This is a genomic window from Pseudomonas retamae, from assembly GCF_043496865.1.
GTDB lineage: Bacteria > Pseudomonadota > Gammaproteobacteria > Pseudomonadales > Pseudomonadaceae > Aquipseudomonas > Aquipseudomonas retamae.
The window spans coordinates 106,315-118,618 of record NZ_JBIEIL010000015.1; the positions used below are offsets into that span (position 1 = coordinate 106,315).

General features: G+C 60.1%; 12 protein-coding genes. 6 read left to right on the top strand and 6 right to left on the bottom strand.

Annotated features, from left to right (window positions below; genetic code table 11):
• The first annotated feature begins 1 nt into the window (after position 1).
• The 6 genes from nuoK (at position 2) to ACGSLL_RS24840 (ending at position 6,173) form a co-directional block, all read left to right on the top strand.
• Complete coding sequence (gene nuoK / locus ACGSLL_RS24815; protein WP_003180046.1) at positions 2–310, top strand: NADH-quinone oxidoreductase subunit NuoK; 309 nt, start codon at positions 2–4, stop codon at positions 308–310.
• On the top strand, positions 307–2,160 hold the full coding sequence (gene nuoL / locus ACGSLL_RS24820; RefSeq protein WP_258448708.1) for an NADH-quinone oxidoreductase subunit L: 1,854 nt from the start codon (positions 307–309) through the stop codon (positions 2,158–2,160). Before nuoK ends, nuoL begins: the two co-directional genes overlap by 4 nt.
• A gap of 39 nt (positions 2,161–2,199) precedes the next feature.
• Positions 2,200–3,732 carry an NADH-quinone oxidoreductase subunit M gene (nuoM, locus tag ACGSLL_RS24825; RefSeq protein ID WP_208940624.1) on the top strand — a complete coding sequence of 511 codons (1,533 nt, stop codon included), beginning with the start codon at positions 2,200–2,202 and terminating at the stop codon, positions 3,730–3,732.
• 7 nt (positions 3,733–3,739) lie between these two features.
• Positions 3,740–5,203 carry an NADH-quinone oxidoreductase subunit NuoN gene (nuoN, locus tag ACGSLL_RS24830; protein ID WP_394508313.1) on the top strand — a complete coding sequence of 488 codons (1,464 nt, stop codon included), beginning with the start codon at positions 3,740–3,742 and terminating at the stop codon, positions 5,201–5,203.
• A 315-nt stretch (positions 5,204–5,518) separates the two neighbouring features.
• Positions 5,519–5,869: a toxin gene (locus ACGSLL_RS24835; RefSeq protein WP_394508314.1), complete on the top strand. Its 351-nt coding sequence runs from the start codon at positions 5,519–5,521 to the stop codon at positions 5,867–5,869.
• The gene (locus ACGSLL_RS24840; RefSeq protein WP_394508315.1) at positions 5,859–6,173 is read left to right on the top strand and encodes a helix-turn-helix domain-containing protein; all 315 of its coding nucleotides are present in this window, start codon (positions 5,859–5,861) and stop codon (positions 6,171–6,173) included. Before ACGSLL_RS24835 ends, ACGSLL_RS24840 begins: the two co-directional genes overlap by 11 nt.
• Before the next feature lie 113 nt (positions 6,174–6,286).
• Here ACGSLL_RS24840 and ACGSLL_RS24845 read toward each other — a convergent pair whose 3' ends face one another.
• Genes ACGSLL_RS24845 through ACGSLL_RS24870 form a run of 6 tightly spaced genes read right to left on the bottom strand, consistent with a single transcriptional unit; the run spans position 6,287 to position 12,239 of the window.
• On the bottom strand, positions 6,287–8,029 hold the full coding sequence (locus ACGSLL_RS24845) for an ABC transporter substrate-binding protein (protein WP_394508316.1): 1,743 nt from the start codon (positions 8,027–8,029) through the stop codon (positions 6,287–6,289).
• A 47-nt stretch (positions 8,030–8,076) separates the two neighbouring features.
• Complete coding sequence (locus ACGSLL_RS24850) at positions 8,077–8,349, bottom strand: DUF2160 domain-containing protein (protein WP_038861868.1); 273 nt, start codon at positions 8,347–8,349, stop codon at positions 8,077–8,079.
• 10 nt (positions 8,350–8,359) lie between these two features.
• Positions 8,360–9,160, bottom strand: coding sequence for a carbohydrate ABC transporter permease (locus ACGSLL_RS24855; protein WP_208940615.1), 801 nt, complete (start codon positions 9,158–9,160; stop codon positions 8,360–8,362).
• Between the two features lie 9 nt (positions 9,161–9,169).
• Entirely contained in the window at positions 9,170–10,036 is an 867-nt protein-coding gene (locus tag ACGSLL_RS24860; protein ID WP_007912484.1) for a carbohydrate ABC transporter permease, read from the bottom strand.
• Positions 10,033–11,145: an ABC transporter ATP-binding protein gene (locus ACGSLL_RS24865; protein WP_394508317.1), complete on the bottom strand. Its 1,113-nt coding sequence runs from the start codon at positions 11,143–11,145 to the stop codon at positions 10,033–10,035. The genes ACGSLL_RS24860 and ACGSLL_RS24865 overlap by 4 nt, the downstream gene beginning before the upstream one ends.
• Positions 11,145–12,239: an ABC transporter ATP-binding protein gene (locus ACGSLL_RS24870; RefSeq protein ID WP_093100548.1), complete on the bottom strand. Its 1,095-nt coding sequence runs from the start codon at positions 12,237–12,239 to the stop codon at positions 11,145–11,147. The genes ACGSLL_RS24865 and ACGSLL_RS24870 overlap by 1 nt, the downstream gene beginning before the upstream one ends.
• Positions 12,240–12,304: the final 65 nt, after the last annotated feature.

Consider the following 12,304-nt stretch of genomic DNA (forward strand, 5'->3'; position numbering starts at 1 on the left):
CATGCCTGCTATCCCTCTCGAACATGGACTGGCGGTTGCCGGCATCCTGTTCTGCCTTGGTCTGGTCGGCCTGATGGTCCGCCGCAACATTTTGTTCGTGTTGATGAGTCTGGAAGTGATGATGAACGCCTCTGCCCTGGCCTTCATCGTCGCGGGCGCCCGCTGGGCGCAGCCGGATGGACAGATCATGTTCATCCTGGTGATCAGCCTGGCAGCCGCCGAGGCCAGTATTGGCCTGGCGATCCTGCTGCAACTGTATCGCCGCTTCCACACGCTCGATATCGACGCTGCCAGTGAGATGCGCGGATGAACCTGATCTTTCTGACTTTCGTATTTCCTCTCATCGGTTTCCTGCTGCTGTCGTTCTCCCGTGGACGCTGGTCGGAAAACCTCTCGGCGCTGGTCGGCGTGGGCTCCATTGGCTTGTCGGCGATCGTCACCGCTTACGTCATCTGGCAATTCAACGTCGCGCCTCCCGAAGGCGGTCACTACACCCTGGTGCTGTGGCAGTGGATGGCGGTGGAAGGCTTCAAGCCTGACTTCGCCCTCTACATCGACGGCCTGTCGATCACCATGCTCGGCGTGGTGGTCGGCGTCGGTTTCCTGATCCACCTGTTCGCGTCCTGGTACATGCGCGGCGAAGCGGGCTACTCGCGCTTCTTCTCGTACACCAACCTGTTTATCGCCAGCATGCTGTTCCTGGTGCTCGGCGATAACCTGTTGTTCCTGTACTTCGGCTGGGAAGGCGTGGGCCTGTGCTCGTACCTGTTGATCGGTTTCTACTACAGCAACCGCAACAACGGTAACGCGGCACTCAAGGCTTTCATCGTGACCCGGATCGGTGATGTGTTCATGGCCATCGGCCTGTTCATCCTGTTCCAGCAAGTGGGCACGTTGAACATTCAGGAACTGCTGGTGCTGGCACCGCAGAAATTCCAGGTCGGCGACTTCTGGATCACCCTGGCCACTCTGATGCTGCTGGGCGGTGCGGTTGGTAAATCGGCACAACTGCCGCTGCAAACCTGGCTTGCGGATGCGATGGCTGGCCCGACTCCGGTGTCGGCACTGATCCACGCCGCGACCATGGTCACCGCCGGTGTCTACCTGATCGCCCGTACCCACGGTCTGTTCACCCTGGCGCCGGACATCCTGCACCTGGTCGGCATCGTTGGTGGCGTGACGCTGGTACTGGCCGGTTTCGCCGCGCTGGTGCAAACCGACATCAAACGTATCCTCGCCTACTCGACCATGAGCCAGATCGGCTACATGTTCCTGGCGCTGGGTGTTGGCGCCTGGGATGGCGCGATTTTCCACCTGATGACCCACGCATTCTTCAAGGCCCTGCTGTTCCTTGCTTCCGGTGCGGTGATCGTTGCCTGCCACCACGAGCAGAACATCTTCAAGATGGGCGGTCTGTGGAAGAAACTGCCACTGGCCTACGCCAGCTTCATCGTCGGTGGTGCTGCATTGGCCGCTCTGCCACTGGTCACCGCAGGCTTCTACTCCAAGGACGAAATCCTTTGGGAAGCGTTCGCCAGCGGCAACCACGGTCTGCTGTATGCCGGTCTGGTCGGTGCGTTCATGACCTCGCTGTACACCTTCCGCCTGATCTTCATCACGTTCCACGGTGAAGCCAAGACCGAAGCCCACGCCGGCCACGGCGTCGCACACTGGCTGCCACTGTCGGTGCTGATCGTGCTGTCGACCTTCGTCGGCGCGATGATCGTACCGCCGCTGCACGGCGTTCTGCCGGAAAGCGTCGGGCATGCCGGTGGCGAAGCCAAGCACAGTCTGGAAATCGCTTCGGGCGCCATCGCCCTGGCCGGTATCCTGCTGGCGGCCCTGCTGTTCCTTGGCAAGCGTCGTTTCGTCACGGCGATCGCCAACAGCGGCATCGGCCGTTTCCTTTCGGCCTGGTGGTTCGCTGCCTGGGGCTTCGACTGGATCTACGACAAACTGTTCGTCAAGCCGTACCTTGCGATCAGCCATGTACTGCGCAAAGACCCGCTCGACCAGACCATCGGTCTGATCCCGCGTATGGCCAAGGGTGGTCACACTGCCCTGAGCCGCACCGAGACCGGTCAACTGCGTTGGTATGCCGCCTCGATGGCTGCTGGTGCCGTGCTGGTAATCGGCGCCATCGTGCTGGTAGCGGTCTGATATGAACCTTGCGAATTTGCGAAAGGAAACGAGCCCGTCATGATTCTGCCTTGGCTAATCCTGATTCCCTTCATCGGCGGCCTGCTGTGCTGGATGGGTGAGCGCTTCGGCGCTACCCTCCCGCGCTGGATTGCGCTGTTGACCATGACCCTGGAACTCGCCCTCGGCCTCTGGCTGTGGGCCCACGGTGACTATTCATTTGCACCGGCGCCTGGCGCCGATCCGACCTGGGCACTTGAGTTCAAGCATGTCTGGATCCAGCGCTTCGGCATCAACGTGCACCTGGCCCTCGACGGCCTGTCGCTGTTGATGATCCTGCTGACCGGTCTGCTGGGTATCCTCTCGGTACTCTGCTCGTGGAAAGAGATTCAACGTCATGTTGGCTTCTTCCACCTGAACCTGATGTGGATCCTGGGCGGCGTTGTCGGCGTGTTCCTCGCCCTCGACCTGTTCATGTTCTTCTTCTTCTGGGAAATGATGCTGGTGCCGATGTACTTCCTCATCGCGCTCTGGGGTCACAGTTCTTCGGACGGCAAGAAAACCCGGATCTACGCGGCGACCAAGTTCTTCATCTTCACTCAGGCTTCCGGCCTGATCATGCTGGTGGCGATCCTCGGTCTGGTGCTGGTCAACTTCAACAACACTGGCGTGATTACTTTCAACTACGCCGACCTGTTGAAAACCAAGATGTCGATGACCACCGAGTACATCCTGATGCTCGGCTTCTTCATCGCCTTCGCGGTCAAGCTGCCGGTCGTACCGTTCCACTCGTGGCTGCCTGATGCCCACGCCCAGGCGCCGACTGCCGGTTCCGTCGACCTCGCCGGTATCTTGCTGAAAACCGCTGCTTACGGTCTGCTGCGTTTCGCCCTGCCACTGTTCCCGAATGCTTCGGCCGAGTTTGCGCCGATTGCCATGACCCTCGGTCTGATCGGGATTTTCTACGGCGCGTTCCTGGCGTTCGCACAAACCGACATCAAGCGTCTGATTGCCTTCTCTTCCGTTTCCCACATGGGCTTCGTGTTGATCGGCATCTACTCCGGCAGCCAACTGGCGCTGCAAGGCGCAGTGATCCAGATGTTGGCGCACGGTCTGTCGGCCGCGGCACTGTTTATCCTCAGCGGTCAGTTGTACGAGCGTCTGCATACTCGTGACATGCGCGAGATGGGCGGCCTGTGGTCGCGCATCGCCTACCTGCCGGCGATCAGCCTGTTCTTCGCGGCGGCGTCGCTGGGTCTGCCGGGTACCGGTAACTTTGTCGGCGAATTCCTGATCCTGATCGGCTCCTTCGCCAGCGCTCCATGGGTCACGGCGATCGCCACCTCCGGTCTGGTGTTCGGCTCGGTGTACTCGCTGATCATGATCCACCGTGCCTACTTCGGCCCGTCGAAATCCGACGCGGTGCTGCACGGCATGGACGCGCGCGAACTGATCATGGTGCTGGGCCTTGCGGTGCTGCTGGTTTACCTCGGCGTCTACCCGCAACCGTTCCTCGACACCTCTGCCGCCACGATGCATGGCGTGCAGCAGTGGCTCGGCACCGCCTTCACTCAACTCGCTTCGGCCCGGTAAGAGCGCTATGGAATTCACGATTCAACACTTTATTGCGCTTGCGCCACTGTTGATCACCAGCCTCACCATTATCGTGGTGATGCTGGCAATCGCCTGGCGCCGCAACCACTCGCAGACCTTCCTGATCTCGGTCGCTGGTCTGAACCTGGCCTTGCTGTCGATCCTGCCAGCACTGAAAGTCGCGCCTCTGGCCGTGACCCCGTTGCTGCAGATCGACACCTTCGCTTGCCTGTACATGGCGCTGATCCTGGTCGCCACCCTCGCCTGCGTCACGCTCGCCCATGCTTATCTGGGTGATGGCGGCTCGGGCTACCCGGGCAACCGCGAAGAACTGTACCTGCTGATCCTGATGGCCGCCGCCGGTGGCCTGGTCCTGGTCAGCGCGCAGCACCTGGCCGGTTTGTTCATCGGCCTGGAACTGCTCTCGGTACCGGTTTACGGTCTGGTGGCTTACGCCTTCTTCAACAAGCGTTCGCTGGAAGCCGGCATCAAGTACATGGTGCTGTCGGCGGCCGGTTCCGCGTTCCTGTTGTTCGGTATGGCGCTGCTGTACGCAGACTCGGGTTCGCTGAGCTTCGTCGGTATCGGTCAGGCGCTGGCTGCAACTGGCTTGCCGAGCTCGCTGGCGCAACTGGGCCTGGGCATGATGCTGATCGGTCTGGCGTTCAAGCTGTCGCTGGTACCGTTCCACCTGTGGACGCCGGACGTTTACGAAGGTGCGCCGGCCCCGGTGGCGGCGTTCCTCGCCACGGCTTCGAAGGTGGCGGTGTTTGCGGTGATGGTGCGTCTGTTCCAGATCTCCCCTGCCGCCAGCAGCGGTGTGCTGAGCGATGTGCTCAGCGTCATCGCCGTCGCGTCGATCCTGTTCGGTAACCTGCTGGCCCTGACCCAGAGCAACCTCAAGCGTCTGCTCGGTTACTCGTCCATCGCGCACTTCGGCTACCTGCTGATCGCGCTGGTGGCGAGCAAGGGTCTGGCGGTGGAAGCCATCGGCGTGTACCTGGTCACCTACGTGATCACCAGCCTCGGCGCCTTCGGTGTGATCACTCTGATGTCCTCGCCATACAACGGCCGTGACGCCGACGCCCTGTACGAGTATCGCGGCCTGTTCTGGCGCCGTCCGTACCTGACCGCCGTGCTGACCGTGATGATGCTGTCGCTGGCCGGTATCCCGCTGACCGCAGGCTTCATCGGCAAGTTCTACATCATCGCCAGCGGTGTCGAATCGCACCAATGGTGGCTGGTCGGTGCGCTGGTGCTGGGCAGCGCCATCGGCGTGTTCTACTACTTGCGCGTGATGGTCACCCTGTACCTGATCGAGCCGAACCTGCGTCGCCACGACGCCCAGTTGCACTGGGAACAAAAGGCAGGCGGCGTCATGCTGCTGGCCATCGCCCTGGTCGCGTTCTTCCTGGGTGTGTACCCGCAGCCATTGCTGGTGCTGGTACAACAGGCGGGTCTGGCGGGCTGATTGCTCCGTTAGAACTGGAAACAAAAAAACGGCACCTTCGGGTGCCGTTTTTTTTTGCGCGGGTTTTCCGCAGTAAACAGTACTTGGCGAGCGCCGCGTCCGGTCCGGCTTACGGAGTCGGGGGCGTTTTCCGACACGCCAGTCGCGACGTCTCCCCTCCCCTCTATCGAACCTTCTCACCCCACCTGTCGACGCTTCCTACAGGTGTTTTTTTGACCGAAGTCTAGCGTTGAATAAGCAGCGAAATGGATGGCTCGGAAGCCTTGACCGATTCGCTTTTTCAGGACAACACTATACGTAGGCAGCGTACAAAACATGGATGCTCTTTTTATCGAACTCCCTGCGTTTCAGAAGCACCGCAACGATTACCTGGACGAAGACCTGTTTCTCAGCTTCCAGTTGGAATTGCTGAAAAATCCCGAAGCAGGCGATCTCATCGAGGAAACCGGAGGGCTACGAAAAATCCGCTTCTGCGATCAACGAAGAGGCAAAGGCAAGCGCAGCGGATTACGCATCATTTATTACTGGTGGTCAGGCTTCGATCAGTTCTGGCTGTTCACCGTCTACAGCAAAAGCGATCAAGACGACCTGACGCCCTCGCAAAAGAAACTGTTCAGGCAAACGCTGGATCGAGAACTCAACACGAGAACCCACTATGAAACGTGACATTTTTTCCGAACTGATGGATGGCCTGGACGCCCTGGCCGATGAGCGTCAAGGCAAGATTACGCTGCGCACCCACAAGGTCCAGTTGCCCAAACTGGTGCCGATCACCGCCGAAGAAGTGGTCGCCATCCGTCAACAACTCAACCTCTCCCGATCGGTGTTTGCAATGTACCTGCGCACCAACACCCGCACTCTCGAAAACTGGGAACAGGGCCGAGCCACGCCCAATGCCCAGGCGACGACATTGATTCGTCTGGTCGAGCGTTTTCCGCAGACGATCGAACAGCTGGCAGTTCTGAGCTGAAAGTCAGAATCGCTGACCTGAAAAATCAGGAGCCAGTCTGTTGGCGACTCGGTAAATCAGCCAGAAAAGAAAACGGCACCTTCCGGTGCCGTTCGCTTCTCACATCTCCAACATCACTTACGCGCATCCGCCCACGATTTCAGCAGCTCGCTATAGCTCACCGTCTCGCCCTTCGGCTTCTCGTTGGCCAGTTTCGGCTTCGGTGCGCCCGGCTGGTCAAACCAGTATTGCGCGTCGCGTTCCGGGTTCATTTTCGGTGCACATACGGCCTGGGCCTTGGAGCGTTCGAGGCGTTCCATGATGCGGTCCTGGTCCTTGGCCAGGCCATCAAGCGCCTGTTGCGGGGTCTTCTCGCCGCTCGCCGCTTCGGCGATGTGGCTCCACCACAGTTGCGCCAGACGCGGGTAGTCCGGCACGTTGGTCCCGGTCGGGGTCCATTGCACGCGGGCCGGGCTGCGGTAGAACTCGACCAGACCGCCGAGTTTCGGCGCCATATCGGTCATCGCCTGCGAGTTGATGTCCGACTCGCGAATCGGCGTCAGGCCGACAATGGTTTTCTTCAGCGACACGGTTTTCGAAGTGACGAACTGCGCGTACAGCCACGCTGCGAGTTTCTGCTTCTCAGGCGTGGATTTCATGAACGTCCACGAACCCACGTCCTGATAACCAAGCTTCATGCCCTCCTCCCAATACGGCCCGCGCGGCGATGGCGCCATGCGCCATTTCGGCGTGCCATCGGCGTTGACCACCGGCAGGCCCGGTTTGGTCATGTCGGCGGTGAAGGCGGTGTACCAGAAGATCTGCTGGGCGATGTTGCCTTGCGACGGCACCGGGCCGGATTCGGAGAAGGTCATGCCGGCCGCTTCCGGTGGCGCGTACTTCTTCAGCCAGTCGACGTATTTGGTGGTGGCAAACACCGCCGCCGGGCCGTTGGTGTCACCGCCGCGGGTCACGCTGGAGCCGACCGGGTGGCAGTCCTCGACGCGGATGCCCCACTCGTCCACCGGCAACCCGTTGGGAATGCCCTTGTCGCCGCCGCCAGCCATGGAGAACCAGGCGTCGGTGAAGCGCCAGCCTAGCGACGGGTCTTTCTTGCCGTAGTCCATGTGCCCGTAAACGCGTTTGCCATCAATTTCCTTGACGTCTTCGCTGAAGAATTTGGCGATGTCTTCATAGGCCGACCAGTTCACCGGCACGCCCAGCTCGTAACCGAACTTCTCCTTGAACTTGGCTTTCAGGTCGGCGCGTTCGAACCAGTCGGCACGGAACCAGTACAGGTTGGCGAACTGCTGGTCGGGCAGTTGATAGATCTTGCCGTCCGGTGCGGTGGTGAACGAGATGCCGATGAAGTCCTTGATGTCGAGGGTCGGCGAGGTGAAGTTCTTGCCTTCGTTGGCCATCAGGTCGGTGATCGATTCGGTCTTGCCGTAGCGAAAGTGCGTACCGATCAGGTCCGAGTCGTTGACCCAGCCGTCATAGATGTTCTTGTCCGACTGCATCACCGTCTGCATTTTCTCGACCACGTCGCCTTCCTGCAGCAGGTCGTGGGTGAGCTTGATCCCGGTGATTTCGCTGAAGGCCTTGGCCAGCACCTTGGACTCGTATTCGTGGGTGGTCAGGGTCTCGGAAACGACCTTGATGTCCATGCCGCGAAACGGCTCGGCGGCCTTGATGAACCACTTCAATTCTTCCAGCTGCTGTTCGGCCGTCAGGGTCGAGGGCTTGAACTCGCTGCCGATCCATTTTTTCGCAGCATCTTCGTAGGCGTCGGCCCAGGCAGACGCGCTCAAACCGCTGAGTGCCAGCATGGCTGCCAATGAAATGCTATGTCGCAGCTTATTGTTTTTATCGAACATAGAGACCTCCTGTTTAAGTTGTGGAGCCGCATTGCCGAACGATTCGACTAGCCCCAACGCATCACAGCCAACAGCCACACCAGGGACAGCGCGGACGCGACCCAGATGCTCCAGTCGGTGACGCCGATTACCAGCAAGTGCAGGTAGGCGCTGCCGAGAAGACCGATAAACAAGCGATCGCCACGGGTCGTGGCAATCGGCAGAAACCCGCGCCGCAAGATGCTCGGCGAGCGCAATTCCCAGGTGGTCATGCCCACCAGAATCAAACCGATGCCGATGAAGAACGCGGCGGTCGGAGTCGTCCAGCTCATCCATTCCATCATCAGCTCCTCACACCCGACCGAGGGCAAAGCCCTTGGCCACGTGGTTGCGTACAAACCAGATCACCAGCATGCCCGGCAGGATGGTCAACACCCCCGCCGCTGCCAGCACGCCCCAATCGATCCCCGACGCCGACACCGTGCGCGTCATCACCGCCGCAATCGGCTTGGCATTGACCGAGGTCAGCGTGCGCGCCAGCAGCAGTTCGACCCAGGAAAACATGAAGCAGAAAAATGCCGTGACACCGATGCCGGAACCGATCAAAGGGATGAAAATCTTCACGAAGAACTTGGGGAAACTGTAGCCGTCGATGTAGGCCGTTTCGTCGATCTCCTTGGGCACGCCGGACATGAAACCTTCGAGAATCCACACCGCCAGCGGCACGTTGAACAGGCAGTGCGCCAGCGCCACGGCGATGTGCGTATCGAACAGGCCGATCGACGAATACAACTGAAAGAACGGCAGCAAGAACACCGCCGGCGGCGCCATGCGATTGGTCAGCAGCCAGAAAAACAGGTGTTTGTCGCCGAGGAAACGATAGCGTGAAAACGCGTAAGCCGCCGGTAACGCCACGCTCAGGGAAATCACCGTGTTGAGGCTGACGTAATACAGCGAGTTGAGATAACCGGTGTACCAGCTCGGATCGGTGAAGATCACCTTGTAGTTCGCCAGCGTGAAGGCCTGTGGGAAAAGCGTCAGGCCGCCGAGGATTTCGGTGTTGCTCTTGAACGACATGTTCAGCAGCCAGTAGATCGGCACCAGCAGGAACAGGATGTACACCAGCAACGGAACCAGCTTTCTTTTGCTCATGGCCGGGCCTCAGCGGTTGGCGTCGGAGTGCGTCATGGCGGTATAGAACAGCCAGGACACCAACAGGATGATCAGGAAGTACACCAGCGAAAACGCCGCTGCCGGACCGAGGTCGAATTGCCCTACGGCCATCTGCGTCAACGTCTGACTCAAGAAGGTCGTGGCGTTACCCGGCCCGCCGCCGGTGAGCACGAACGGCTCGGTGTAGATCATGAAGCTGTCCATGAAGCGCAGCATCACCGCGATCAGCAGCACGCTTTTCAGCTTGGGCAACTGAATGTGGCGGAACACTGCCCAGGCCGAGGCCCGATCAATCCGTGCGGCCTGGTAGTACACGTCGGGAATCGCGCGTAAACCGGAAAAGCACAGCAGCGCCACCAGCGAGGTCCAGTGCCACACGTCCATCACCAGCACCGTGACCCAGGCGTCCATTGTATTGGCCGCGTAGTTGTAGCTGATGCCCATAGCATTGAGGCTGGAACCGAGCAGACCGATGTCGGCGCGGCCGAAGATCTGCCAGATGGTGCCGACCACGTTCCACGGAATCAGCAGCGGAATTGCCAGAATGATCAGCACCACCGAGGACCAGCGCCCCTTGGTCGGCATGGTCAGGGCGACAGCGATGCCCAGCGGAATTTCGATCAGCAGCACGCAGGCCGAATAGATGAACTGGCGCAGCAGCGAGTCGTGCAGACGCGGGTCGAGCAGCACCTGCTTGTACCAGTCGGCGCCGACGAAGTAGCGGCTGGACTGGTCGAAGATGTCCTGCACTGAATAGTTGACCACGGTCATCATCGGGATCACCGCACTGAACGCCACCAGCAGAAACACCGGCAGCACCAGCCACCAGGCCTTGTTGTTCTGCACCTTGTTCATGGCTGCACCTCATCGTCGCTGACTTCAAGCAAGAACTCGTCGGCATAGACCATCAACCACTGCGCCGGAAAACTGATGTACGCGGTACCCTGCGGCACCGGTTTGTCCTCGGCCAGACGCACCTTCAACGGCGCGCCGTCGAGGTTGAGGGTCATGATTTTGTAGGTGCCGAGGTCTTCGACGTGGACGACGTTGGCCTGCATCGCGTCATCGAACGGCTCGTCCCACACATGAATGAACTCGGGGCGGATACCGACCTTGAGATTTTTCCACTGGCCGTGCTCGATATGGCGCTGCAAGGCTTCGGACAACGGCAAGTGCGTGGAAGCGAAACCGACGCCACCGGGCTGCGGCTGCACCTCGATCAGGTTCATCCCGGGGCTGCCGATGAAATAGCCGACAAAGGTGTGGCTCGGCCGCTCGAACAACTCCCGTGGCGTGCCGAACTGGACGATCTGGCCGCCGTACATCACCGCGATCTTGTCAGCGAAGGTGGAAGCTTCGAGCTGATCGTGGGTGACGTAGACCATGGTGATGTTGAACTGCTCGTGGATCTGCTTGAGCTTGCGCCGCAGTTTCCATTTCAGGTGCGGGTCGATCACCGTCAGCGGCTCGTCGAACAGAATCGCCGAGACGTCGTCGCGCACCAGCCCACGGCCCATGGAGACTTTCTGTTTTTCGTCGGCGGTGAGGTTGCGCGCCTTTTTGCTCAGCAGGTTTTGCAGGTCGAGAACTTCGGCAATTTCCTGCACCTTGCTGTGCACTTTCGCCTCGGCCATGCCTTGATTGCGCAGGGGGAAGGCAAGGTTGTCGAACACGCTCATGGTGTCGTAGACCACCGGAAACTGGAACACCTGGGCGATGTTGCGCTTCTCCGGCGTCAGCTCGTTGACCGCTTTGCCATCGAACAGCACATGGCCTTGGGACGGGCTGAGCAGGCCGGAAATGATGTTGAGCAAGGTCGACTTGCCGCAACCGGACGGGCCGAGCAAGGCGTAGGCGCCGCCCTGCTCCCAGATGTGATCCATCTCGCGGATCGCGTAGTCCTCAGCGCCGCTCGGGGTTTTGCTGTAGCTGTGGGCGAGGTGTTGCAAACGGATTTCGGCCATCAGGCAACCCTCGCGACACGCCGGCCCGGTGCTTGCACCAGACGGCCCTGCGCATCGAAAACGAACAGTTTGTGGGTCGGGATATAGATGCGGATCGGCGCATCGACGTCGTATTCGTGAACACCGGGCAAATGCAGCACCAGCAAAAAATGCTCGTTGCGCACATGCAGGAAGGTTTCCGAGCCACTGATCTCGGCCACTTCGACGGTCACCGCCAGTTCCAGATCGTCGTCGTTGCTCGGCACCAGCGAAATATGGCTGGGGCGCACGCCGAAACGGTATTCACCCTCGCCCACCGGACGCAGGTCGACGTTCAACGGGAAGTGGACGAAATTGGCGAAGCTGACTTCGTTACCGGCAATGCGCCCGGGCATCAGGTTGATCGGCGGTTCGGAGAACAATTCGGCAGCCAGCACGGTTTGCGGCTGGTGATAAACCGAAGTCGACGGCCCGCTCTGAATCACCCGGCCTTCATGCAAGATCGTCGTGGTGCCGCCCAGCGCCAACGCTTCGTTGGGTTCGGTGGTGGCGTAGATGGCGATGGTGTGGCGCGCCTTGAACAGCTCGCGCATTTCCTGACGCAGCTCTTCGCGCAGTTTGTAATCGAGGTTGACCAGTGGCTCGTCGAACAGGATCAGCTCGGCATCCTTGACCAGCGCGCGGGCCATGGCCGTGCGCTGTTGCTGACCGCCGGACAACTCCAGCGGGTAGCGCTGCAGAAACTTCTCGATGCGCAGCATCTTCGCGGTTTCCAGCACTTTGCTGTGGATGATGTCTTTCGCCACACCGGCCTGGCGCAACGGCGAGGCGATGTTCTCGAACACGGTCATGGTCGGGTAATTGATGAACTGCTGATAGACCATCGACACATTGCGCAGACGCACCGGGCGCTGGGTGACGTCGACGCCGTTCATCAGGATGCGCCCGCTGTCGGGCTTGTCGAGCCCGGCCATCAAACGCATCAGGCTGGTCTTGCCGGACAGCGTGCGGCCGAGCAAAACGTTGAAGGAACCGGGTTCGAATTTCAGGCACGCATCGTCGATCCAGATCTGGCCCTCGACGGTACGGCTGACGTGCTCCAGGGTGAGTGACATGGCTCGGCCTTTTTTATTTTTGGAGTCAAGCGACCGGAGCAACAGAGCGACATTCGTGCCAGAAA